This window comes from Cellvibrio sp. UBA7661, from assembly GCA_002483365.1.
Lineage (GTDB): Bacteria > Pseudomonadota > Gammaproteobacteria > Pseudomonadales > Cellvibrionaceae > Cellvibrio.
Map to the genome: position 1 here is coordinate 260533 of DLHT01000018.1, position 24184 is coordinate 284716.

The 24184-nt window shown below is 43.9% G+C and carries 22 protein-coding genes and 1 tRNA gene; 4 read left to right on the forward strand and 19 right to left on the reverse strand.

The genetic code is table 11. The features are described from left to right. Positions 1 to 89: 89 nt before the first annotated feature. Both B2739_RS16320 and B2739_RS16325 read left to right on the forward strand, forming a co-directional pair. Complete coding sequence (locus tag B2739_RS16320; protein ID WP_331346911.1) at positions 90 to 662, forward strand: PilZ domain-containing protein; 573 nt, start codon at positions 90 to 92, stop codon at positions 660 to 662. A gap of 15 nt (positions 663 to 677) precedes the next feature. After that, complete coding sequence (locus B2739_RS16325) at positions 678 to 1034, forward strand: hypothetical protein (RefSeq protein ID WP_331346912.1); 357 nt, start codon at positions 678 to 680, stop codon at positions 1032 to 1034. Positions 1035 to 1084: 50 nt separating this feature from the next. On the opposite strand, the gene sthA is transcribed toward B2739_RS16325, so the two are convergent. The 8 genes from sthA to B2739_RS16365 all read right to left on the reverse strand — a co-directional run bounded on the left by sthA (position 1085) and on the right by B2739_RS16365 (position 8755). Then, positions 1085 to 2500 carry a Si-specific NAD(P)(+) transhydrogenase gene (gene sthA / locus B2739_RS16330; RefSeq protein ID WP_331346913.1) on the reverse strand — a complete coding sequence of 472 codons (1416 nt, stop codon included), beginning with the start codon at positions 2498 to 2500 and terminating at the stop codon, positions 1085 to 1087. A 64-nt stretch (positions 2501 to 2564) separates the two neighbouring features. Next, positions 2565 to 2819 (reverse strand): (Na+)-NQR maturation NqrM, encoded by a 255-nt coding sequence (gene nqrM / locus B2739_RS16335; RefSeq protein ID WP_331346914.1) that lies wholly within the window; start codon positions 2817 to 2819, stop codon positions 2565 to 2567. Between the two features lie 89 nt (positions 2820 to 2908). Then, the gene (gene nqrF, locus B2739_RS16340; RefSeq protein WP_331346915.1) at positions 2909 to 4132 is read right to left on the reverse strand and encodes an NADH:ubiquinone reductase (Na(+)-transporting) subunit F; all 1224 of its coding nucleotides are present in this window, start codon (positions 4130 to 4132) and stop codon (positions 2909 to 2911) included. Positions 4133 to 4154: 22 nt separating this feature from the next. Further along, positions 4155 to 4763 (reverse strand): NADH:ubiquinone reductase (Na(+)-transporting) subunit E, encoded by a 609-nt coding sequence (gene nqrE, locus B2739_RS16345; protein WP_049629840.1) that lies wholly within the window; start codon positions 4761 to 4763, stop codon positions 4155 to 4157. Then, on the reverse strand, positions 4763 to 5431 hold the full coding sequence (locus B2739_RS16350; RefSeq protein WP_049629841.1) for an NADH:ubiquinone reductase (Na(+)-transporting) subunit D: 669 nt from the start codon (positions 5429 to 5431) through the stop codon (positions 4763 to 4765). The genes nqrE and B2739_RS16350 overlap by 1 nt, the downstream gene beginning before the upstream one ends. A gap of 2 nt (positions 5432 to 5433) precedes the next feature. Beyond that, positions 5434 to 6213, reverse strand: a complete 780-nt coding sequence (locus tag B2739_RS16355; protein WP_331346916.1) for a Na(+)-translocating NADH-quinone reductase subunit C — start codon at positions 6211 to 6213, stop codon at positions 5434 to 5436. Next, positions 6206 to 7408, reverse strand: a complete 1203-nt coding sequence (locus B2739_RS16360) for an NADH:ubiquinone reductase (Na(+)-transporting) subunit B (RefSeq protein ID WP_331346917.1) — start codon at positions 7406 to 7408, stop codon at positions 6206 to 6208. Before B2739_RS16360 ends, B2739_RS16355 begins: the two co-directional genes overlap by 8 nt. A 3-nt stretch (positions 7409 to 7411) precedes the next feature. Continuing rightward, positions 7412 to 8755 carry a Na(+)-translocating NADH-quinone reductase subunit A gene (locus B2739_RS16365; RefSeq protein WP_331346918.1) on the reverse strand — a complete coding sequence of 448 codons (1344 nt, stop codon included), beginning with the start codon at positions 8753 to 8755 and terminating at the stop codon, positions 7412 to 7414. A 571-nt stretch (positions 8756 to 9326) separates the two neighbouring features. On the opposite strand from B2739_RS16365, the gene mfd reads away from it, so the two are divergent. Both mfd and B2739_RS16375 read left to right on the forward strand, forming a co-directional pair. After that, a complete protein-coding gene (gene mfd, locus B2739_RS16370; RefSeq protein ID WP_331346919.1) occupies positions 9327 to 12785 on the forward strand; it encodes a transcription-repair coupling factor in 3459 nt (1152 codons plus the stop codon). Between the two features lie 31 nt (positions 12786 to 12816). Continuing rightward, entirely contained in the window at positions 12817 to 13728 is a 912-nt protein-coding gene (locus tag B2739_RS16375; protein WP_331346920.1) for a CsiV family protein, read from the forward strand. 61 nt (positions 13729 to 13789) lie between these two features. Here B2739_RS16375 and B2739_RS16380 read toward each other — a convergent pair whose 3' ends face one another. The 11 genes from B2739_RS16380 to trpA form a co-directional block, all read right to left on the reverse strand. Beyond that, positions 13790 to 14005: a cold-shock protein gene (locus B2739_RS16380; RefSeq protein WP_049629846.1), complete on the reverse strand. Its 216-nt coding sequence runs from the start codon at positions 14003 to 14005 to the stop codon at positions 13790 to 13792. A gap of 222 nt (positions 14006 to 14227) precedes the next feature. Continuing rightward, a complete protein-coding gene (locus tag B2739_RS16385) occupies positions 14228 to 14689 on the reverse strand; it encodes a methylglyoxal synthase (RefSeq protein WP_331346921.1) in 462 nt (153 codons plus the stop codon). Positions 14690 to 14813: 124 nt separating this feature from the next. After that, entirely contained in the window at positions 14814 to 16715 is a 1902-nt protein-coding gene (gene htpG / locus B2739_RS16390; RefSeq protein ID WP_331346922.1) for a molecular chaperone HtpG, read from the reverse strand. A gap of 175 nt (positions 16716 to 16890) precedes the next feature. Further along, positions 16891 to 16967: transfer RNA gene (locus tag B2739_RS16395), tRNA-Val, on the reverse strand. Positions 16968 to 17068: 101 nt separating this feature from the next. Then, complete coding sequence (locus B2739_RS16400) at positions 17069 to 18280, reverse strand: O-succinylhomoserine sulfhydrylase (RefSeq protein ID WP_331346923.1); 1212 nt, start codon at positions 18278 to 18280, stop codon at positions 17069 to 17071. 37 nt (positions 18281 to 18317) lie between these two features. Continuing rightward, entirely contained in the window at positions 18318 to 19847 is a 1530-nt protein-coding gene (gene purF / locus B2739_RS16405; protein WP_331346924.1) for an amidophosphoribosyltransferase, read from the reverse strand. Between the two features lie 48 nt (positions 19848 to 19895). Continuing rightward, positions 19896 to 20417: a CvpA family protein gene (locus B2739_RS16410; protein WP_331346925.1), complete on the reverse strand. Its 522-nt coding sequence runs from the start codon at positions 20415 to 20417 to the stop codon at positions 19896 to 19898. Between the two features lie 75 nt (positions 20418 to 20492). Continuing rightward, positions 20493 to 21086 (reverse strand): SPOR domain-containing protein, encoded by a 594-nt coding sequence (locus B2739_RS16415; RefSeq protein ID WP_331346926.1) that lies wholly within the window; start codon positions 21084 to 21086, stop codon positions 20493 to 20495. A gap of 46 nt (positions 21087 to 21132) precedes the next feature. Then, entirely contained in the window at positions 21133 to 22416 is a 1284-nt protein-coding gene (folC, locus tag B2739_RS16420; protein ID WP_331346927.1) for a bifunctional tetrahydrofolate synthase/dihydrofolate synthase, read from the reverse strand. Between the two features lie 10 nt (positions 22417 to 22426). Further along, a complete protein-coding gene (gene accD / locus B2739_RS16425) occupies positions 22427 to 23287 on the reverse strand; it encodes an acetyl-CoA carboxylase, carboxyltransferase subunit beta (protein WP_331346928.1) in 861 nt (286 codons plus the stop codon). A gap of 78 nt (positions 23288 to 23365) precedes the next feature. Further along, complete coding sequence (trpA, locus tag B2739_RS16430) at positions 23366 to 24175, reverse strand: tryptophan synthase subunit alpha (RefSeq protein ID WP_331346929.1); 810 nt, start codon at positions 24173 to 24175, stop codon at positions 23366 to 23368. Positions 24176 to 24184 lie beyond the last annotated feature (9 nt).

The window sequence follows — 24184 nt, forward strand, 5'->3', positions numbered from 1 at the left end:
CATCCCAATAACAGATAAGCAGCGCCACTTATTTCCAGCATGTGCTATGTTTAGTAAACCGTTTTGGAATACTTTGGAAGAATCTGGTCATGAGTGAACGCCGCAGCTACTTTCGGATCGATGAAAGTATCGCCATTGAATTCAAAGAAGTGGAAGAAATTACCGCAAACACAGCAGCCCCCGAGTTGCAATTCCCCAATACTGCCTCACTCAAACTCTTTGCTGAGCTGCGAAAAATAGATAATGACAATGCCCATCTTTTCCATCAAATCAAGGAAACCAGCCGGGCATTAGGCGAATACCTGCACAATCTTAACCGCAAGATTGATATTGTCAGCCAGCAACTCATGGCAGACACAAAGCCGCTCCCCCCATCAAAAACCATTAAACAAGTAAACCTAAGCGAGGGAGGTATCGCCTTTGGAAGCTCACGACCATTAGAGGCAAATTCGCATATTGCACTTAGACTTATTTTTTTGCCTAGTAATGCAGGACTTGTGTTATTTGCCAAGATTATTCGCTGCGAACCAAGTAATACAGGGGAATACCAAATTGCAGCAAAATTTCACCGCGCAACTGAAGCTCAACAACAGCTTATCGGACAACAGATTATGCGTGCGCAAATGGCAGAACGCCGCAAAAGCCAGTACTCCTTACAATAACCCCCAGTGACGCTTATGATCAAAAAAATTGTTTGTCAGATAACGCAAGCATTACTGGTCATTGGTTTTGCCTGTACACCGTCTTTTGCATATTCAGATGAGCTTCGTATTCCTGTTGGCCAGCAAGCGCAAGATATGGCCAGCGTCGATATGCCAACTAAAGGTATGAGCAAGGAGAAAGTCAGGGATTTATTCGGCAAGCCTGAGGAGGATATTCCAGCTAAAGGAACACCACCTATTTCCCGCTGGAAATATAAAAACTTTACTGTGTATTTTGATAGCGACGTGGTCATACACAGCGTCAGAAATTTTCAACCAAATGAAGAACCAGCCAAAGATTCTAAATCAGCCGAAAATAATTTAGGAAAATAAAGTATTAAGGGCGCACTTTATTACGCCCTTTTGTTGCATATGCACCAACATCAACGGCGACTAATACGGTTAATACCATCCAGTGCAGCAATACGATACGCTTCAGCCATGGTAGGGTAATTAAAAATATTATTAAGGAAATAGTGGATGTTATTACCCTCACCTGCCTGCTTCATAATCGCCTGACCAATGTGGACAATTTCAGCAGCTTCAGCACCAAAACAATGAACCCCAAGAATTTCTAGCGTATCGACATGAAATAATATCTTTAACATGCCGACATCTTCACCACTAATCTGTCCTCTTGCAGTATTTTTAAACAAGGCGCGCCCCACTTCATAAGGCACTTTTGCTTGAGTCAATTCAGCTTCCGTTTTACCGACTGAGCTAATCTCCGGCAAGGTATAAATTCCTGTTGGAACATCGTGCACTAATTGGCATTGATCACCAAAAATACCACCTGTTACAGCGCGCCCTTGTCCATAGGAAGCACTCGCCAAACTTGGCCAACCTATGACATCACCTACTGCATAGATATTTTCCACCTCTGTGCAATATGAATCATCTACCTTTAAATTACCGCGATGATCAGCCTTTAAGCCAACCGCATCTAAATTTAATCCATCTGTGTTACCGCTACGGCCATTACACCAAAGAATTGCATCCGCTTTTAATCGCTTACCAGACTTCAAGAATAAAGTTACGCTGCAATCGCTTGCTTCAATAGCTTCAAACTCTTCGCCATGGCGGACCGTCACGCCGCTATCCCGAAGGTGATAACTCAAAGCATCTGAGATTTCATCATCCAAAAATGAAAGCAAACGCTCACGGTTATTGATCAAATCAACACGCATGCCCAGCCCGGAAAAAATAGATGCATACTCACAGCCGATAACACCTGCGCCATATACGATGATGTGGCGTGGTGTATGTTCCATTCCCAAAATAGTATCACTGTCATAAATCCGGGGATGATTGAAATCAACATCAACGGGTCTATAGGGTCTTGAGCCAGTCGCAATTACAATTTTGCCTGCATGGATAGTTTCAATTCCACCATCCAGCAATGAAAGACTCACGGTATTTGCATCTATAAACGAAGCCTGTCCAATGTGCACATTAACCCTATTACGAACGTAGAAATTGGTATGCATTTCCACTTGTTTCGGAATAACTTTAGCAGCCGATTGCAAAACACGAGGAAATGTCAAACGACGACTATCGCCAATTTCGCGGAATAAACTATTGCTTTTAAATTGAATGATTTGCTTAACAACATGACGCAATGATTTGGAAGGGATTGTTCCTTTATGCGCACAACTCCCTCCCACCAGTGCCCTATTTTCTATCACTGCCACACGCTTCCCAATTTTCGAAGCAGAGATAGCAGCACTTTCACCTGAAGGCCCCGAGCCAATAACCAAAAGGTCGTAGCTATGATCTGCCGATTTTTTGCGACCACTCAATTTATTCCCCTTACACTAGCTAACCGAACACATGTAGAGTCTAGCAACAATTATTTCTATTAAATTATTCTTTTGATGATCTACTTGCATCATATGAAAGATTGTTTGCGTCATCTTTTGAGGGCAATGGTGCGACCTTTTGTTCTGCGCATTTGGCTTCATCGCCTCCACATAATTCACATACATAATTAGGGTCGCCCAGTGCTTTACCCACTCCACCACATGAACCAGAAACCGGCTTTCTGCCAGCTAGCACACTAATCGATAGTGCAAGTGCGACAAATAACATTATTACAAGAGTAACCAGAAGGACTGCCATGATTCACTCCAAGAGATAGTAGCCATTAAAAATTAATTGTCTTAAAGCAAAAAACGAGGCGGGTTTCCCAGCCTCGTTTTCCTTATTCATTAACCACCGAAGTCGTCGAGTAAAATATTATCGTCTTCAACTCCAAGACTTTTTAACATTTTAATCACGGCAGCATTCATCATTGGTGGGCCACACATGTAAAACTCGCAATCTTCCGGTGCCGGGTGATCTTTCAAATAGTTCTCATAGAGAACATTATGAATAAACCCAGTTAAACCCGTCCAATTATCTTCAGGTTGTGGATCTGAGAGAGCCACATGCCATTTGAAATTAGGGTTTTCGGCTTGTAGCATATCGTAATCTTCTTTGTAGAACAGCTCACGCAGGGAGCGCGCACCGTACCAGAAAGACATTTTACGATCAGTCTTCAAGCGACGTAGCTGATCGAAAATGTGTGAACGCATTGGTGCCATACCCGCACCACCACCGATAAATACCATCTCGGCATTTGTCTTTTTGGCAAAAAATTCACCAAATGGACCGTATACGGTAATTTTATCGCCCGGTTTCAAGCTGAACACATAAGATGACATCTGACCTGGCGGAATACCTTGGGATTTTGGTGGAGGTGTTGCAATACGAATATTGAACTTAACTACACCTTTCTCTTCAGGATAGTTAGCCATGGAATAAGCGCGAATAACTGGCTCAGTTACTTTTGATTCTAAATTAAAGAAGCCAAAGCGTTCCCAGTCGCCGCGATACTCAGGCTCAATATCAAAGTCAGAGAACTTCACATGATGTGGAGGACACTCCAACTGCACATAACCGCCCGCACGGAAGTCAACACTCTCACCTTCAGGCAAACGCAGAGTGAGCTCTTTAATAAAGGTCGCTACGTTGGGATTTGACTCAACGGTTGTAACCCACTGTTTAACGCCAAACACTTCTTCCGGCACATGAATTTTCATATTTTGTTTTACCGGAACCTGACAGCTCAAACGCCAGCCTTCATTTTGCTCGCGACGATTAAAGTGTGGTTCTTCGGTTGGCAGAATAGAGCCGCCACCTTCATTCACCACACATTTACATTGCGCACAACTACCACCACCACCACAGGCTGATGCAAGAAAAACATTATTGGCAGCCAATGTTTGCAGCAATTTACCGCCTGCTGGCACGGTGATGGTTTTCTCATCATTGATGAGAATTTGCACATCACCACTATTCACTAATTGAGCCTTGGCAATCAAAATCACCACCACTAACGCGATGACGATTGCGGTGAACATGACAACGCCTAATACGATCTCGATATTCATTGAATTTTATTCCTCGTCTCGCTTAGAGGGAAATGCCGCCAAAAGACATAAAGCCTAATGACATCAATCCCACGGTGATAAAGGTAATACCCAAGCCACGCAAGCCTTCGGGTACGTCGGAATATTTCATTTTTTCGAGAATACCTGCGAGCAACACAATCGCGATTGCCCATCCAGTACCTGACCCCAAGCCATAAATTACACTTTCAGCAAAGTGGTAATCACGCTCAACCATGAAAAGAGAGCCGCCCATAATTACGCAGTTCACAGTAATCAATGGCAAAAACACGCCCAACGCGTTGTATAACGCGGGCATGAATCTATCCATGACCATCTCCATGATTTGCACAATTGCCGCGATTACACCAATAAACGAGATAAAGCTCAGAAAGGTCAAATCAACACCGGTAACACCAGCCCAAGCCAGCGCATCTTCCTTCAACAAATAAGTCAAAATAAGATTGTTAGCAGGCACGGTTACGGTTTGCACTACGATTACTGCAATACCAAGACCAATAGCGGCATTGATTTTTTTGGACATTGCGAGGAAGGAACACATGCCCAAGAAAAACGCGAGCGCCATATTTTCAATAAAAACTGAGCGCACAAATAAACTTAATAAATGTTCCATTATGCGATCTCCTGAGTTTTCACAGAGTTAGGCGCAATTTTGAAAGATACTTTTTCCACTTGATTTTTCTTCCAAGTACGAACGCCCCAAATAATCATGCCGATAATAAAGAACGCACTCGGTGGAAGTAACAGCAACCCATTAGGAACATACCAACCACCATCGGTAACCACTGGCATGATTTGAATACCAAACCATTTGCCCGCACCAAAAATCTCACGGATAGTTGCAATTACAATCAAAAGCGCCGAATAACCTAACCCATGACCAATACCATCAAGAAAGCTGGGAACAGGTGGATTTTTCAATGCAAATGCTTCAGTACGTCCCATAACAATACAGTTGGTAATAATCAGGCCTACGAATACAGAAAGCTGCTTGCTAATGTCATAAGCAACCGCTTTCAGTACTTGGTCCACTACAATTACCAGCGCAGAAATAATGATCATCTGCGCAATAATACGCACACTGCTGGGTAAATAATTACGCACAAGTGACACAAAAAAGTTAGAGAACGCCGAAACCAAGGTCAGGCCAATTGCCATAACCAAGCTAACTTTTACACTGGAAGTTACCGCCAGTGCCGAGCAAATGCCCAGAATTTGGAGAATAACCGGATTGTTTTCAACAATTGGCTTTACAAGGAGATCTTTCGTCTTGCTACTCATAATTATGCCTCTCCATTTTTCAGATTAGTGAGGAAAGGTTTGAAGCCGTTGTTGCCCATCCAGTATTTAACTAAATTGTTGACGCCAGTACTGGTCAAGGTGGCTCCCGCCAAACCATCAACTTTATATTCACCCTCTGGGGTTGACTCATCAACGTGGCCTTTTATCACGCTAACTTTAACGTCTCCAGCATCAGAATATACTTTCTTCTCCAGCCAAATAGATTTCCATTTTGGATTATCCACTTCTCCACCAAGACCAGGTGTCTCAGCATGAGAATAAAATCCAAAACCGAGAATAGTATTCAAATCCTTATCCAAAGCGATAAAACCAGCCATAGTTGACCAGAGGCCTTTACCACGTACGGGAAGAATAACTCGACTTAAATTGCCTGCATCGTCATTAACCAAAAACACTTTTGCTCGTTTTTCACGGTTAATTAACTTAGCAATATCATCCTCAGGATTGATACGATCATATTGCCCAGGCTTCTTAGCTGAAGCGATTTGATCGAACTTAGCGATATCTGCAGCATCGGCTTCAATAAATTTACCACTTTGCAAATCCACGATTTTCACCTGAATTTTTGCAAACTGATCGCTTACTGGGACACCTTCCTGATACATACCAGCAACTTTCAAAACATTTTTCTGAAAGTCGAGGGCCTTATTTGCTTCTTGGTGTGGTCGCAACATAACGGCAGAACCAGCAACCAGAACAGACGCCACCAAACACATAATGAATGTGACGGTGATGGTGTATTTTGCGGTTTGATTAGACACGAGCCAGTCTCCGTTTAATGTTGGATTGAACGACGAAGTAGTCAATAGTCGGCGCAAACATGTTGGCAAACAAAATTGCCAGCATCATACCTTCGGGATAAGCAGGGTTTACTACGCGAATAGTGATCACCATAAATCCAATTAGTGCACCAAAAATCCACTTGCCCGCATTGGTCATCGATGCTGATACAGGATCGGTTGCCATAAAGAATAAGCCAAATGCATATCCACCTAAAACCAAGTGCCACCAGAATGGCATTTGGAACATCGTGTTTTTGCTATCAGCACCCAACCAGTTGTAAAGCAATACAGTCAATACAGTACCGATCAACGTCCCCAATACAATACGAATCGACGCAATGCCCATGATCAACAACACCAAACCGCCAATCATAATTGCTAATGCTGAAGTTTCACCAATTGACCCATGCTCAAGGCCAATAAATGCATGTAACCAGCTCACTTGATTCACCAATGCATCCATACCGCTTTGTGCAGCGATAGAAAGCGAGGTTGCACCAGTGTAACCATCCACTGCCGTCCACACTGCATCGCCGGACATTTCAGCAGGATAAGCAAAGAAGAGGAATGCACGGCCAGTCAATGCAGGGTTGAGGAAGTTTTTACCAGTACCACCAAAAACTTCTTTTCCGATCACAACACCAAAACTGATGCCCAAAGCAGCCTGCCACAATGGCAAATCAGGAGGACAGGTCAGGGCAAAAAGGATAGAGGTAACAAAGAAACCTTCATTCACTTCGTGACCGCGAACCATTGCAAACAACACTTCCCATATACCGCCCACGATAAACACGGTTGCATAGATAGGAAGAAAATACGCTGCACCTAAAACGATATTATCCCAAATACTATCTGGGTTGTGGCCAGCAAACCAACTCACCAACACTCCATGCCAGTTATCGATACCTGTAGCACCCGTGGCCGCAAGAATGGTATTTGCTTGCAGACCAACGTTGTACATACCAAAGAACATTGCCGGGAATGCGCACAACCACACCGTAATCATGATGCGCTTCAGGTCTACACCATCACGCACGTGAGACGTTGACTTGGTTACATCGGAAGGTTTGTAAAAAATAGTATCTGCCGCTTCATATAAGGCGTACCACTTTTCATATTTACCGCCTTTATGGAAATGCGGCTCCATGTTGTCGAGTAATTTTCTCAGACTCATTTATTAGCCCTCATTTTCAATGCGAGTCAGGTTGTTACGCAGGATCGGGCCGTATTCATATTTGCCGGGGCACACAAAAGTACACAGCGCCAAATCTTCTTCGTCCAATTCCAAACAACCCAGTTTTTGTGCCATTTCGGTATCGCCAACAATCAATGAACGCAGCAATTGCGTCGGCAGAATATCCAGCGGCATTACCTTCTCGTATGAACCTACCGGTACCATGGCACGCTCGGAACCATTAGTTGAGGTGGTGAAAGCAAACTTTTTAGATCCGAACAACTTGGAAATATAAATTCCCAATACCGAGAACTTATTAACACCAACGCGAAGATAATGGAGCATTTCGCGCTCGCGCCCTTCTAACAAAACACTAACCTGGGTATGGAAACGACCAAGAAAATTCAGATTGCCGTGAGATCGACGACCACCAAATACAGAACCCGATATAACGCGGTTTTCACCAGATTTGGTTTGGTCAGCAGTCAGCTCATTCAAGTTGGCGCCAATACGGGTACGCACAAGACGAGGACGTTCTACCTGTGGCCCCGCTAGTGAAACGACGCGCTCAACGTTCAATCTGCCGGTAGTGAACAATTCACCCATTGCAATTACATCTTGATAACCGATGGTCCACACGAACTTGTGTGCATTTACTGGGTCAAGAAAATGAATGTGCGTACCTGGGTTGCCTGCGGGATGAACACCACCAAAAGTTTCGACACTGATGTTTGAACCTTGGCCTTTCGGTAATTCAACGCCTTCTGCTTGGCATACAAATACTTTGCCTTCTGTCAAACGGGCAAGCAGAGTCAAACCATTCGCAAAAGCTTCTTTTTTGGCGGTGATAATAACAGCGGGATCAGCTGCTAGAGGATTGGTATCAATAGCCTGAACAAATATTGAACTAGGCTTTGAGTCCAACGCAGGAGCTTTACTGTAAGGACGGGTACGGAAAGCAGTCCACAAACCAGACTTTACTAAATTATCCTGTACCTGCTCGCGGCTCAGACCAGACAATTCGCCCACTGGATATTTGGAGAATTCAACGGCCTCATCACCTTCAACATCAATTACCAACGAGTGAAAGACACGCTGATCACCGCGATTGATAGCAACAACAGTACCTGCCGCTGGCGCAGTATAAATAACGCCAGGGATTTTCTTATCAGAAAAAACTTCCTGACCCAGTTTGACTTTATCGCCTACCTGAACCGCCATCGTTGGCTTCATACCGTGGTAATCAAACCCGATTAAAGCTACTTGACGAATCTGTGGGCCATCTTCGATAGATTGATTGGGATTGCCTGTAATTGGCAAATCCAACCCTCGACGGATCTTTATCATACGTCTCTGCCTAGTCGTTCGAGTGGATGTAGACCTGGTTTCCCAAGCCATGAGGTGCAAACACAAGCGTGTGCCAGCCATCATCGAGCAATTACTTCCTGGCGGGAATTGAACGAGATTTTGGGGGGTGCCGGTGTTGCAATTTACGAGGAAGGTATTAAAACAATACTTCCCAACGTGTTGAGCCAGTAACTTTCATACAATCAGCGCACAAGATCTACGGACACAACTGTAAAACATGCACAACAGATTGATTTATAGGAAGTTTTGGATAGCCCTAGTAAAACGCGGGAATTATAAACGTCACCCTGTCCACGCACCAGACTAAAGCATCGAATTAATGCATGTTTTACAAGGGTTTTTCGCCAAAACGAGCATTTTTCAGGCGAACATATTCAGTGACAACAGAAGATGGAATTCATTCTCACTTAGGTGATGTGCATGAACACCTACATGTAGTGTTAAAACGCATAGTTTTTTTGCACTTACGGCCACCGTCATCTCATCAGGACAGGTAAAATGCCGCCCCTTGTGCATAACAACATTTAATTAAAGAGCAACCACATTACTCATGCTTTATTCGCTAAATGAACCACCGATATCCTCCCGATCTGGTAACCGCCAATATTGGGGACAGCTACATGGTGCATCCCAAGCTGCAGCCATTGTAAATGCAGCTAAAGTTTATCGAGGACTTAGCCTTGTCATAACCGCAGATACCAGTACTGCAATAAGGTTAGAATCTGAATTAACTTTTTTCACCGGAGCTTCAGATGACTTACCTGTATTGCAATTAGCAGATTGGGAAACGCTTCCCTACGATACGATCTCCCCTCATCAAGACATCATCTCCGAACGCTTGCGTACGCTTTATCAGTTACCCTCAATCAAGCAAGGTGTTTTGGTTGTACCTATAACCACCTTGCTACAGCGGTTAATGCCGCACAGCTATTTAATTGGTAATAGCCTAATGGTGTCTGTTGGTGAGCAGATTGACACCGGTCAGTTGCGCCACAATCTTGAGCGCGCAGGTTATCGCTGTGTGGATACAGTTTATGAACATGGTGAATTTGCAGTGCGCGGCGCACTGATCGATTTATTTCCAATGGGGAGCAACACTCCTTACCGTATTGATTTATTCGATGATGAAATAGAAAGCCTGCGCACTTTCGACCCGGAAACACAACTCACAATTGATAAAGTAGAAAAAATTCAATTGCTACCCGCAAAAGAATTTCCACTTAATAAAGCAGGAATTAATTTATTCAAACAACAATGGCTCGAGCGGTTTGATGTAAACCACAAAGCCTGCCCGGTCTTTCAAGACATAAGCGCTGGAATTTCACCCCCTGGCATTGAATATTATTTGCCATTATTTTTCGATGCATGCAGCACTCTATTTGATTACCTGCCACAAAATACACAAGTGTATGCACTGGGTGATATCGAAAAGTCAGCAGAAAGCTTTTGGGTGGAACTGTTGCGCCGCTACGAAAGCCGACGTGTCGATCCATTACGTCCACTATTAGCTCCGCGAGATATTTACCTCGCAATCGACGAATTGTTTGGTAACCTCAAAAATTACTCTCGCACTTTTGTAAGCTCAGCAACGCTGGATGATAAAGAAGGCAATATCAACTTTGCCACTACCACAACCCCCTCATTACCGATCCGGGCACAAGCCGACAACCCGCTTGCTGCAATTGAATCGTTTCTCCTGGAATCCGATCGACGTGTTTTATTTTGCGCTGAATCTGCCGGTCGCCGTGAAACGCTGCTTGAATTATTAAGCCGAATTCGTGTTCGGCCTGTAACGGTAGAAAGCTGGGAAGATTTTATAACCAGCAATGACAATATAGCCATTACGGTTGCCCCACTTGAACAAGGGTTATCTTTATCCGAGCCAAAAATCGCTTTAATTGCAGAATCCCAGCTATTTGGCGAACGTATCCAGCAGCAACGCCGTCGCAAACAGACACAAGACAATGCCGATATGGTGGTAAAAAACCTCACCGAATTAAAAGTCGGTGCGGCTGTTGTCCATATTGATCATGGTGTCGGCCGTTACCGCGGCCTGGAAACTATCACTATCGACAACCAAACAAACGAATTTTTAACGCTGGAGTATGCTGACGAAGCCAAACTCTACGTTCCTGTAACAAACTTACATTTAATTAGCCGATACAGTGGTGCCGAAGACGATTTGGCTCCCTTGCACAAACTCGGCAGCGAATCCTGGCAAAAAGCACGAAAAAAAGCCGCTGAACAAATTCGCGATACCGCTGCAGAGTTACTTGAAGTTTACGCGCGCCGTGCAGCACGTAAAGGCTTTGCTTTCCCTGCCCCCAAAACAGCCTATGACACATTTGCGGCAAGCTTTCCATTTGAAGAAACACCGGATCAACAGCGTGCAATTGAATCTGTTATTAGCGATATGCTATCGAACAAACCAATGGATCGCCTCGTGTGCGGCGATGTGGGCTTTGGAAAAACTGAAGTCGCAATGCGCGCCGCTTTTGTGGCAAGTCATGGTGGTAAACAAGTGGCAATACTCGCCCCCACCACCCTGCTTGCACAACAGCATTACGAATCACTGAAAGACCGTTTTGCAGAGTGGCCCATTACTGTTGAAGTGCTCTCACGCTTTCGTACCACCAAAGAGGTTAATCAGGTATTAGAACGTATCGCCGAAGGAAAAGTGGATATTGTTGTTGGCACACACAAATTATTACAGCCGGACATTAAATTCAAAAATCTTGGTTTGTTAATTATCGACGAAGAACATCGCTTTGGTGTTCGTCAGAAAGAGCAGATCAAATCTTTGCGCGCCGAAATAGATATTCTCACACTTACGGCAACACCCATCCCGCGCACATTGAATATGTCCATGGCGGGTATTCGCGATTTATCAATTATCGCTACACCGCCAGCTCGTCGCTTATCGGTGAAAACCTTCGTTCGAACTTACGATGAAGCGACTATTAAAGAGGCAATCCTGCGCGAAATTTTGCGTGGCGGCCAAGTGTATTACCTGCACAACGAAGTGGACACAATTGAAAAAACTGCACGCGATTTACAAGAACTCATCCCCGAAGCACGTATAGCTGTGGGGCATGGTCAAATGCGTGAACGCGATCTTGAACGGGTGATGAGCGATTTTTATCACAAACGTTTCAACATCATGGTGTGCACTACTATCATTGAAACTGGTATCGATATTCCCAGTGCAAACACCATTATCATCAACCGTGCTGATAAATTTGGCCTTGCACAATTACACCAATTGCGCGGCCGTGTCGGACGCTCACACCATCAGGCTTATGCTTATTTATTAACCCCCGATCGACGTGCCATGACTGACGATGCGGTAAAACGTTTAGAAGCCATCAGTGCCGCAGAAGATCTGGGGGCAGGTTTTACTCTGGCAACTTACGATATGGAAATTCGCGGAGCGGGCGAACTTCTTGGCGAAGAACAAAGTGGCCAAATCCAGACTATTGGCTTCTCGTTATATATGGATATGCTTGACCGCGCAGTAAAAGCTATTCGCCAAGGCAAGCAAGCCGATCTGGAAAAAGCACTCAGTGAAGCTATTGATATTAACTTACGTATTCCCGCATTAATCCCATCAGATTATTTGCCGGATGTTCACACACGTTTGGTTATGTATAAGCGCTTGGCAAATGCACAAAACGATGAAGCGTTAAGGGATTTACAAGTGGAAATGATCGACCGTTTCGGTTTATTACCAGAGGCAGTCAAAAACCTGTTTCGTGTGACGCAAATTAAAATCAGTGCTGAGCTTATAGGCATAACCAAACTGGAAGCTAATGCGCGAGGAGGCAAAATCGAATTTGCTAGCGATACCAAGGTGGATCCATTACAAATTGTGAAACTCGTACAAAATCAATCTCGCATTTATAGATTAGAGGGAGCAAATCAGTTGAAGTTTACTATGGATCTTGAATCAATCGAAAAGCGCATCCAAGCTGTTGTCGATTTACTGGATTATCTGACACCAAAAAATTAACGCACAACTGAAAGCACTTCAGGGTATTACTATGGCATTTATTTCACGTTTATCGTACAAGGTTTTGGCAAGCGTATTAGGAGCAACAGCAATACTGTCAGCAGCTCAGGCTTTTGCTCAAATTTCAAAACCTAACCATGAGGGGTGGTATCAAGTTGAATTAATCGTTTTTGCGCGCAAAGATGACTCAGGGCAAGAACACTGGCCTAACAATATCAAACTACGCTATCCGGGAGATTGGGTTGAACTTAAAGACCCAGCAGACACATCCCCTGTGACTGGCCTCCCAAGCAATGACACCACTATGAATAATGCTACTTCTACTAACCAGACCAGCATTGATTTAACCAAGGAACCGTTCTATTTATTGCCCGCTAGTGATCGCAATCTCAATGCACAAGCACAAAAGCTTCAACGAAATCCCAACTTTGAGGTGCTATTTCATAACGCATGGAGACAAGTAATCACCAATAAAAAATCATCCAAAGCCATTATTATTAACGGCGGACAAACCTTTGGAGAGCATCAATCATTAGAAGGAAGTATTCGTTTAAGTGTGGCGACTTACCTTGAGCTACAAACCAATTTATGGCTCGCACAATATGATCTTAACGTCGGACAGGAAATTACCCAACAATGGCCAGAAATACCCAAACGTCCTAACTATGCAAATACTAATTTAAGTACGCTCTCTTTGGACTCAGAGCTGGAACTTGATCAGGCACTGGCAACTGAAAATGCAGCTTGGGCAAATGGTAATTTTGATCCCAATACCTCAGCACCGGAAGTAACAGATACATATGTCACACGACAAATAATTTTATTACAGCAAGAGCGCGATATGCGCAGTAATGAAGTGCACTATATTGATCATCCAGTGCTTGGACTTATTATCCAAATCACGCCTTACTCATCAGCATCTGCCTCCACCAGCTCACAATAAAACCTACAAATAAAAACACCGGCAAATGCCGGTGTTTTTTTAACCCTGAGTGAAGTTTACATCAGCTCAACAAAACAACATCTTCTGCTTGCAAGCCCTTATCACCTTTTTGTAGCTGAAATTCAACGCTTTGCCCTTCAGCTAATGAGCGGTAACCTTCCGCACGGATATTTCTGTAGTGTACGAAAATATCCTCGCCTCCTTCTCCCCTGGTTATAAATCCGTATCCACGCACGTTGTTAAACCATTTAACTGTGCCCATTTCACGATCTGCCATATGAAACACCTCTACAGCATTGATGTTTTATTGTTATTGCTCGGTTTGCTTCATCCGATGATCGCCAGCACAACAGCTAGCTCTTATCCACAACCGGGTTTATAGAACCAAAAAACCCAAGTTAACAGATATTAACAAACATTGGGAATAAGAGGGAATGTTTTTGGCGCTTATTTACCCCAAAATGAGGGTTTTTTGTGCAAAAAATGGTTCTGGAGGAGCTTATGAAGAGGTTCGTTTGGCCATATAGGCCACATAATCAGGTATTAAATGATCTGAATCGCTATTGAACAGGCTGGATGTCACAAAGAAGTCGGCTGAGCTTTGATTACACGCAACAGGTATATTCCATACTGCGGCTATACGTAACAATGCTTTAACATCAGGATCATGGGGCATGGGCTCAAACGGATCCCAAAAAAAGATCAACATATCTACCTTGCCTTCGGTGATCAAAGATCCTATTTGTTGGTCCCCTCCCAAAGGCCCGGAAATCAGTTTTGTAACATGCAACCCGGTTTCTTGTTCAATCAACGCACCCGTTGTTCCAGTCCCCAATAAACTATGACATTCCAAATCAGCACGGTGTTTTTTGCACCAGGCTAGTAAATCTTGTTTTCTATTATCATGCGCGACCAAAGCAATCGACTTGGTAGCAGGTAACAGAATGTGTTTATACTCCATAGCAACGACCTTTGTGTATTCACTAAAAAAAATGACCCTGTCTAATTATAGACAAGGTCATTTTTAATAACATCAACTCACTAAAAATCTGGAACCAATAATCCAGAACCCTGAAAACAAGATATTAGTGACTGAGCTCCAGCAACAATTTATTTAAACGCTGCACATAAGCAGCAGGGTCTTGCAGCTGCGCACCTTCTGCCAAATTAGCTTGATCAAACAAAACATGCGTTAAATCGCTAAAGCGGCTATCGTTAGCCTCTGCTTCAAGTTTTTTCACCAAAGGATGCTCAGGATTCAATTCAAAAATAGGTTTTGATTCCGGAACTTTTTGACCTGCAGCCTCAAGGATTCGACGCATCTGCGCACCCAAGTCAAACTGACCTACCACCACACAAGCAGGAGAGTCAGTCAAGCGGTGGGTGATGCGTACATCAGAAACATTTTCGCCAAGTGCCGACTTAACACGTTCCAGCAAAGGCTTGAGTTGTTCCGCTACTTTTTCTTGCGTCTGTTTTTCTTCGTCACTGTCCAGCTTGCCTAAATCAAGCTCGCCTTTTCCTACGTCCTGGAAGTTTTTACCTTCAAACTCTTGCAAATGACTCATCAACCACTCATCTACGCGATCCGATAACAACAACACCTCAATTCCTTTCTTACGGAATACCTCCAAATGAGGGCTGTTTTTTGCGGTATTAAAGTTTTCCGCTGCGATGTAATAAATTTTTTCCTGGCCATCTTTCATGCGAGCCACATAGTCTTCAAGCGATTGGTTTTGCTCTGCTGTATCGGTATGGGTGGATGCAAAACGCAACAACTTGGCAATTTTCTCGCGGTTAGAAAAATCTTCTGCTGGCCCTTCTTTAATCACCTGACCAAATTCTTTCCAGAAGGTGGTGTAGTTTTCCGGCTCACTTTTCGCCATTTTACTTAACATATCCAGCACACGTTTAGTCAGTGCGGAGCGCATTGCATCAATATTAGGATCCTTCTGCAAAATTTCACGCGAAACGTTCAAGCTCAGATCGTTTGAATCAACCACACCTTTAATAAAGCGCAGATATAGAGGTAAAAATTGCTCTGCATCATCCATAATGAATGTGCGTTGTACATAAAGCTTTAAACCACGCGATGCATCACGATTGTACAAATCAAAGGGAGCCTGCGCAGGAATATACAATAAGCTGGTGTAATCCAGATTACCTTCAACACGATTGTGGCTCCAACTAAGCGGCTCAGCATAATCATGGCTTATGTGTTTATAAAACTCTTTGTACTCTTCATCTGTCACATCAGAACGTGAACGAGTCCAAAGTGCAGTCGCTGTATTAATTACTTCATCCTCCCGCTCAACTTTCTCAGTATCACCAACTGGAGTTTGTTTTTGCATGACTACAGGAATCGCAATGTGGTCAGAATATTTTTTAATAATCGAACGCAAACGCCAATGATCAGCAAACTCCAATGCATCATCTTTCAAATGCAACTCAACTGTCATGCCGCGTTCTGCTTTTTCTACTGATTCAACAGTGAACTCTGCTTCCCCAGTACACTCCCAACGGACCGCCTGATCTGCAGACAGCCCAGCACGACGAGTAGTGACGACAACGCGGTCGGCAACAATAAACGCCGAATAAAAACCTACTCCAAACTGACCAATTAACTGCGAATCTTTCTTTTGATCGCCAGTTAATTTCTGCATAAATTGTGCAGTACCGGATTTAGCGATGGTGCCCAGGTTTTCGATAACCTCTTCACGCGACATACCAATTCCGTTATCACTGATCGTGAGGGTTTTTGCTTCTTTATCAAAACTGATGCGAATCTTTAAATCAGCATCACCTTCATATAAATCACCATTAGATACTGCTTCAAAACGCAACTTGTCCGCCGCATCAGATGCATTAGAAACCAGCTCACGCAGGAAAATTTCCTTGTTTGAATACAATGAATGGATCATCAAATGCAGCAATTGTTTAGCTTCTGTCTGAAAACCACGGGTTTCTTTGCGGGCATCAACGGTCATTTTCTAACTCCTGATTACATGCACGAAATTACGATTAATACAGCCTACGAAGGCGAGTGAAAACTAAATGGGGTGGGCATCCATGAATTCAAGGGGTGATACTGTTTTCACCCGAAAGATGATAGAAAGCAGAAGATATAAAGAAAAAAGCCACTCTGTGAGTGGCTTTTGGAATTGGTAGGACTAAGCAGACTCGAACTGCTGACCCCCACCATGTCAAGGTGGTGCTCTAACCAACTGAGCTATAGTCCTAAAAGTTACCCTTTTGGGCGACAGGGCGCGCACTTTACCAAGGCACACCCCTGAGAACAAGACCCCAAAACGACTTTTTTGAGGCCTACTGCACTAGTCGTTTAAGGATTACCCAAACCGCGCACAAGATCGGCTTTTAAATCACCAACATCTTCCAAGCCAACAGCAATGCGAATGAGGTTCTCAGTAATACCCGCTTCTGCTTTTTGCTCTGAAGATAGACGACCGTGCGTGGTGGTCGCCGGATGGACAATTGTTGTTTTGGTATCACCCAAATTAGCAGTCAACGACATAATTCGGGTTGAGTCAATTACCTTCCAGGCCTCATCACGGCCACCTTTGACGCGAAAAGACAATACGCCACCGAAGGCGGATTGCTGCTTAACAGCAAGCTCATGCCCCTTATGCGACGGTAAACCGGCATAGAATACTGTTTCTACCGCTGGATGCTTGTTTAACCATTGAGCAAGCTCAAGTGCATTGCGCGAGTGAGCCTCCATACGCAGGGGCAAGGTTTCCAAACCTTTTAAAAACACCCAAGCATTGAATGCACTCAAAGTAGGCCCAGCACTACGAATGAAGCCGAGCACTTCATCTATTAAAATTTTTGCGCCAGCAACTACACCTCCAAGGCAACGTCCTTGACCATCAATGTATTTAGTTGCGGAGTGAATAATCAAATCTGCTCCAAACTTTAATGGCTGTTGCAATGCAGGAGTACAGAAACAATTATCAACAACCAGTAAAGCACTGTGTGCGTGAGTTAAATTCGCAAGACGCTGGATATCAATTACATCGCACAAAGGATTTGATGGTGTTTCTACAAACACTAATTTAGTGTTTGCGGTAAAGCCAGCCTCCCACTCGTCGAAATTAACTGGATTCACGAATGTTGTTGTAACACCAAATTTTTGCAAATACTTTGTGAATAATACTGTTGTTGTACCAAACACACTGCGAGAGCAAAGAATATGATCGCCCGATTTTAACAATGCAATACATGTACAGAGGATTGCCGCCATACCCGATGAAGTACCAACAGCAGCTTCTGCGCCCTCAAGAGCTGCAATCCGTTCTTCAAACATGCGCACTGTAGGATTAGTGTAACGGGAATAAACATTGCCCGCTTGTGCTCCGGAAAAACGCTCTGCCGCCTCTTGTGCACTACCAAAAACATAACTGGATGTTAAAAATAGTGCCTCGCTGTGCTCACCTTCGTGTGAGCGGGTTTGACCAGCGCGAATAGCTAGTGTATCCAAGGCTGCATTTAGCAGCGGATCATCGGAAAGAAAGTCACCAGAAAAATTATCCATCAACATCAACTCACTAAGCACTTACTGAAATTGAGAGTTATCCGCGCGCAGCGCCATTATGTAAACCTATTGGCAGCTCCATTTGCTTAACGTTTTTTTTGCCTGATTTTGCGCTATCGTTGCGAGCAGCAGCAACTTTGTCGAGGTACTCTTGAGTTACGTCACCCGCACAATATTTACCGTTAAATACAGCACAATCAAATTCTTTTACTTTACTATTACCTTCTGCTGAAGCAGCGATCAAATCTTCCAAATCCTGATAAATCAACCAATCAGCCCCAATTTCCTTACAAACTTCTTCATCACTACGACCATGAGCAATCAACTCAGCTGTAGTCGGCATGTCAATACCATAAACGTTAGGATATTTAACAGCAGGAGCTGCAGAAGCAAAATAAACTTTCTTTGCACCTACATCGCGTACCATTTGAATTATTTGTTGGCAAGTAGTACCGCGCACAATTGAATCATCCACCAGCAATACAACTTTATCTCTGAACTCCAGCTCAATAGGATTCAGTTTCTGCCGCACAGATTTTTTACGTTGCTGCTGCCCAGGCATGATAAAAGTACGGCCGATATAACGGTTTTTCACCAATCCTTCACGGAATTTTACACCCAGCTTTTGAGCCAATGCCTGACCTGCAACACGACTGGTATCCGGAATCGGAATAACGACATCAATATCATGATCAGGACGCTCACGCAGAATTTTTTCTGCCAATTTTTCACCTTGACGCAGACGTGCTTTATAAACTGAAATACCATCCATAATTGAATCAGGACGAGCAAAATACACATGCTCAAAAATACACGGACTGAGATGCGGATTTTCAGCGCATTGACGGCGGTGTAACTCGCCCTCTTCGGTGATATAAATCGCTTCTCCTGGCGCAACATCATCAATCAATTCAAAGCCCAGCACATCGAGCGCAACACTTTCAGAAGCAACCATATACTCAACACCACCCTCTTCCGCATTACGTTTGCCATACACTAATGGCCGAATACCATGAGGATCACGAAATGCGACAAGGCCATAATTGGCAATCAAGGCGACAACTGAATAACCACCAGTAACACGTCTATGCACCCCCGCAACGGCAGCAAACATATCTTCGGCTGTCGGACTTAGCTTTCCTTGCATTTGTAACTCATGAGCAAACACATTGAGCAATACTTCTGAATCTGAATCTGTATTTACATGGCGCAAATCCGTTTTAAAAATATCCTCACTGAGCTTGTCGGCATTGGTCAAATTGCCGTTATGTGCCATTGCGATGCCATAAGGTGAGTTCACATAAAAAGGCTGGGCAAGCGCAGGACCTGAACTGCCTGCGGTAGGGTAACGCACATGGCCGATACCCATATTGCCGAGTAGACGCTGCATGTGACGCGTCCTAAAAACATCTTGCACAAGACCATTAGCTTTTTGTTGACTCATGCGCCCGTTATCACAGGTAACCATACCAGCGGCATCCTGACCACGGTGTTGCAAAATGGTTAACGCATCGTAAATCTGCACATTTACATCGCGTTTACTCACAATACCTACAATGCCGCACATAAATTTGCCTCAATAACTTTAAACAAATGATTTACAAAAAAATGTTATTCACACAGTCTGAGCAGGCTCAGTACTGTTGAAGATCGATTGAATCCATTGACTAATCTGATCATAAATCTCCACGACCCAACTTTCGCAAGATTGAAAGTGAGGGATTAATGACGATTGCTTCCACCAATGGTCTTCATGAACGGGAATAAATCCGGGCAATAAAATAACAATCGCCATAATAATGATGAATGCACGCGCAACTCCGAATACCATCCCCAATAAGCGATCCGTACCCGACAAACCCGTCGCACGCACAAGTGCACCAATCAAGTAGCTAACCATAGCGCCAAGCAATAGGGTTGAAATAAATAATGCAGCGTAGGCTGTCATTAAACGAACAGAGGGGGTTTCTATATGGTCAACTAGCAGTGTTTCAAGCTGGCCGCCAAATAATCTGGCCACCAATACGGCGGAAATCCAAATTACCAATGAAAGCGCTTCGCGCACGAAACCACGAATCAAACCGATAAAACAGGACAGGAAAAAAATTCCAATAATAGCCCAATCAGCCCAATTCATTCGCCCGACCGCTCCAGAAGAAAAGTGAGAGGTTTACAGTGGCGCGCATTCTACCAGACGTGAGTCATTATGGCTTCATGGTTTGAAGGGTAAAATCATGGAATTCACTTTTAAGCGCTTGTCTAATTGAGACTTTATCGCAAGCGCTTCAGCTTTATCTTGCTTAGGGCCAATAAAAACACGGTAAGCGGCTGTATTAGGCACTGCACGCACATAGGCTTTATGACCATCTGCCTGAAGCTGGTCACGCAATTTATTAGCAGCTTCCTGCGAGCCCAAGCTTGCGACCTGGATCACCCAGGCATCAGGCAGACCCTTTGTATTCAGTGGCAAACCAGGAACTGAATCTGAAGATGAATTGGATACTGAGGTTTTTACACCTGTCACCGTATTTTCGATAATAGGCTGCTCAATAGTTGAAGGGGCTACGCTTGATTGCTCATTCTCATCAGGTAAAAACATGGTTTCCGGTGTAAGTGCCGGCTCAATACTATCTGGTTGCACAGGCTCATCAAACGCCACAGCTGTAATATTAGGGGGTCCTGGTATATGTGAGTGAGTATCTACCTGATATTGTTGACGATCTTTAAAAAAGCTCGGCAAAAACAACACAGCAACAGCGGCTAATACCGCAGAGCCAATTAATCGATGCTTTACCGACTCTTTCACTTGAATCCCCTAAAACAAAAGCCTAGATCAGGATAATATTAATTCATCAAAAAGCTGTCTTATCCAATGCTTGTATTGCTGCGGCTACCGTAAAAAATGAACCACAGACTAATATGCGGTCACCTGGAGCCGAGTTTTTCAAGGCCATCTGTAAACAATTTTCAACACTTCCGGAGAACACATCCGATTGTCCATGCTCTTGCAAATTCTGGCGCAACTGCTGAACGCTTGCCGCCCGAGGAACATATGATAGATCTGCAAGATACCAATAATCGACGCAGTTTTTGAGATTACCCAAACTTTGGGCACGATCCTTATCTGACATCATCCCTATGATGGCGTGAACCTGCGAAAAAGACGAGGCGTTCTGCTCCAAGCGTTCAGCTAAATACGATGTAGCAGCAGGGTTATGCGCAACATCCAAAATTACTACTCTCTGATTCCAGTCTATTGTCTGAAAACGCCCAGGCACACGCAAACCGGCCAAAACTTCAAATACATTAATATTTTTTACATCTACCCCCAATAACAAAACAGCTTGCAAAGCAGCTGCAAGACTAGGCAGAGGTAACTGAGGTAATGGATTGGCCGAAAAACGCATTTCCAAGCTCCACCAATCCCAAGATGTGCAACCTGTGGAATAACCAAAATCCCGATTAATCAAATATAAAGGAGCAGATAAAACTGAGGAGCGATTTATGACTGAAAGCGGTGGTTCAAAATCGGCGCATACAACAGGCTTTCTCGTTCGCATAATACCAGCCTTTTCATAACCAATAACTTCTCGGTTATCGCCAAGCCAATCCGTATGATCAAGCGCAACATTAGTAATGATCGCCACATCAGCATCAATGATATTGACAGCATCCAGACGTCCACCCAAACCGACTTCGAGCACCATCATATCAACAGCGTGATGAGAGAATATTTCCAGTGCCGCAAGAGTGCCGTACTCAAAATAGGTCAAACTGATTGGCTGAGGAAAATCATCAGAAGCTTGCTGGCATGCATTGTAAATTGCAGAAAAAGCATCGCAAATTTCTTTGTCATTAGCAGACGAGCCATTAACCACAATACGCTCGTTGTAATCAATTAAATGGGGAGATGTATAAACACCAACCGAAAAACCAGCAGCAGATAACATTGCAGCCGTTGCTGTTACGCATGAACCCTTGCCATTGGTTCCGGCTACAATGACCACTTTTGCCGAAGGATTTAATAAACCCATGCGCGCAGCAATACAGGAAACTCGTTCTAATCCAAGATCAATTTCCTGTGGATGGTTTTGCTCCAACCATTTCAACCACGCCGATAACGAATCAAGTTGCATAACGTATCGATTATACAACTGCTTTACGGGTAAATTTTGCCAATAGAGATGCAAGTTTGTCGCGCATATCACGACGATGAATAATCATGTCGATTGCTCCATGCTCCAATAAAAATTCTGCGCGCTGAAAGCCTTTGGGTAATTTCTGACGAATTGTCTGCTCGATAATACTTGGACCAGCAAAACCAGCTCGAGAACCTGGCTCACAAATATTGAGATCGCCAAGCAGCGCAAGACTCGCAGACACACCACCGTATACAGGGTCAGTCATAACAGAAACGTAAGGCGTTCCTTGCATTTTCAAACGCTCAATCACTGCACTGGTTTTTGCCATTTGCATCAAGGAAATCAACGCTTCTTGCATGCGAGCACCTCCTGTTGCAGAAAAACAAACAAACGGAATATTTTCTTTCAAAGCGACAGTAGCTGCACGCGTAAAACGTTCGCCCACAACATACCCCATAGAGCCGCCGTGGAAGGCAAATTCAAATGCAACCGCAACGATCGGCATACCCTTCAATTCGCCACGCATAGCAACCAATGCATCTTTTTCGCCAGTCTCTTTTTGTGCTGTAGTTAAACGGTCTTTATATTTTTTGACATCTTTAAATTTCAAGCGATCGATTGGCTCAACTTCAGTGGCCAACTCCTGACGGTTCTGTGGATCGAGAAACATATTAAGACGCGCACGCGCACCAACGCGCATATGATGGTCACACTTTGGACACACATCCAATGTTTTTTCCATTTCAGGCTTATATAAAACTGCATCACATTTAACGCACTTTTCCCACAAGCCTTCAGGAACTTTGTTACTGCGCTTGGTATCGGTGCGAGAAATGCTGGGAATAATTTTATCTAACCAACTCATGGTTGCGTCTCTTACTCGTTTTTAAATGAATTGATGATGACCCTTTCAAAAATGAAAGCCTCATCTAAATTTCAATAATCAAATAGAATCAATAGCTACTCGAATGCCGCTGACAATATCGCCAACTGCAGCTGCAATTTCATCTGCCGTTTTATCAGCCATCGCGCCCATTTTATCAACAAGCACACTGCCAATCACCACTCCATCAGCCAAAGCTGAAACTGCTTTTGCAGTTTGAGGATCTTTGATCCCGAAGCCAACACACACGGGTAAATCTGTTAATTGACCAAACTCAGCCAACTTCGTTTTAACTGCATCGACATCGAGGTGCCCTGCTCCAGTAACGCCTTTTAATGACACGTAATACAAAAATCCGCTTGCATGCGCAGCAACCTTTTTTGCCCGCTCAAGTGTTGTAGTGGGAGCCAACAGAAAAATATTATCCAAACCACAACTATCCAATTCGCTTTTTAGAACCGACACTTCTTCTGGCGGCAAATCAACAGTCAATAATCCATCGACACCTGCTCCAGAAGCTGCGAGAGCAAATTCAGCATAACCAAAACGCTCTACAGGATTGGCGTATCCCATTAACACAACAGGTGTTGTGTCATTAGTTTTACGGAACTCTCTAACAAGCTCCAAAGTTCCCTTCAGGCTAATGCCATGCTCCAATGCCCTCTCATGACCTTTTTGGATCACAGGACCTTCTGCCATCGGATCGGAAAATGGCACACCCAACTCAATAACATCGACCCCCTGCTCCACCATTGCATGCATAGTGGTTAGGGTAGCCTGAGGATAAGGATCACCATTCACGATATAAGCAACCAGAATTTTTTTACCGGACGCTTTAGCCTGACTTAAATGCTGGGAAATACGACTCATCAATAATTC

What these genes read in the sequence shown, in the direction of transcription:
- B2739_RS16320 (WP_331346911.1), top strand. Translation starts at nt 90, where the DNA reads ATGAGTGAACGCCGCAGCTACTTTCGGATCGATGAAAGTATCGCCATT.
- B2739_RS16325 (WP_331346912.1), top strand. Translation starts at nt 678, where the DNA reads ATGATCAAAAAAATTGTTTGTCAGATAACGCAAGCATTACTGGTCATT.
- nqrM (WP_331346914.1), bottom strand. Translation starts at nt 2,819, where the DNA reads ATGGCAGTCCTTCTGGTTACTCTTGTAATAATGTTATTTGTCGCACTT.
- nqrF (WP_331346915.1), bottom strand. Translation starts at nt 4,132, where the DNA reads ATGAATATCGAGATCGTATTAGGCGTTGTCATGTTCACCGCAATCGTC.
- nqrE (WP_049629840.1), bottom strand. Translation starts at nt 4,763, where the DNA reads ATGGAACATTTATTAAGTTTATTTGTGCGCTCAGTTTTTATTGAAAAT.
- B2739_RS16350 (WP_049629841.1), bottom strand. Translation starts at nt 5,431, where the DNA reads ATGAGTAGCAAGACGAAAGATCTCCTTGTAAAGCCAATTGTTGAAAAC.
- B2739_RS16360 (WP_331346917.1), bottom strand. Translation starts at nt 7,408, where the DNA reads ATGAGTCTGAGAAAATTACTCGACAACATGGAGCCGCATTTCCATAAA.
- B2739_RS16365 (WP_331346918.1), bottom strand. Translation starts at nt 8,755, where the DNA reads ATGATAAAGATCCGTCGAGGGTTGGATTTGCCAATTACAGGCAATCCC.
- mfd (WP_331346919.1), top strand. Translation starts at nt 9,327, where the DNA reads ATGCTTTATTCGCTAAATGAACCACCGATATCCTCCCGATCTGGTAAC.
- B2739_RS16375 (WP_331346920.1), top strand. Translation starts at nt 12,817, where the DNA reads ATGGCATTTATTTCACGTTTATCGTACAAGGTTTTGGCAAGCGTATTA.
- B2739_RS16380 (WP_049629846.1), bottom strand. Translation starts at nt 14,005, where the DNA reads ATGGCAGATCGTGAAATGGGCACAGTTAAATGGTTTAACAACGTGCGT.
- B2739_RS16385 (WP_331346921.1), bottom strand. Translation starts at nt 14,689, where the DNA reads ATGGAGTATAAACACATTCTGTTACCTGCTACCAAGTCGATTGCTTTG.
- htpG (WP_331346922.1), bottom strand. Translation starts at nt 16,715, where the DNA reads ATGACCGTTGATGCCCGCAAAGAAACCCGTGGTTTTCAGACAGAAGCT.
- B2739_RS16400 (WP_331346923.1), bottom strand. Translation starts at nt 18,280, where the DNA reads ATGGATAATTTTTCTGGTGACTTTCTTTCCGATGATCCGCTGCTAAAT.
- purF (WP_331346924.1), bottom strand. Translation starts at nt 19,847, where the DNA reads ATGTGCGGCATTGTAGGTATTGTGAGTAAACGCGATGTAAATGTGCAG.
- B2739_RS16410 (WP_331346925.1), bottom strand. Translation starts at nt 20,417, where the DNA reads ATGAATTGGGCTGATTGGGCTATTATTGGAATTTTTTTCCTGTCCTGT.
- folC (WP_331346927.1), bottom strand. Translation starts at nt 22,416, where the DNA reads ATGCAACTTGATTCGTTATCGGCGTGGTTGAAATGGTTGGAGCAAAAC.
- accD (WP_331346928.1), bottom strand. Translation starts at nt 23,287, where the DNA reads ATGAGTTGGTTAGATAAAATTATTCCCAGCATTTCTCGCACCGATACC.
- trpA (WP_331346929.1), bottom strand. Translation starts at nt 24,175, where the DNA reads ATGAGTCGTATTTCCCAGCATTTAAGTCAGGCTAAAGCGTCCGGTAAA.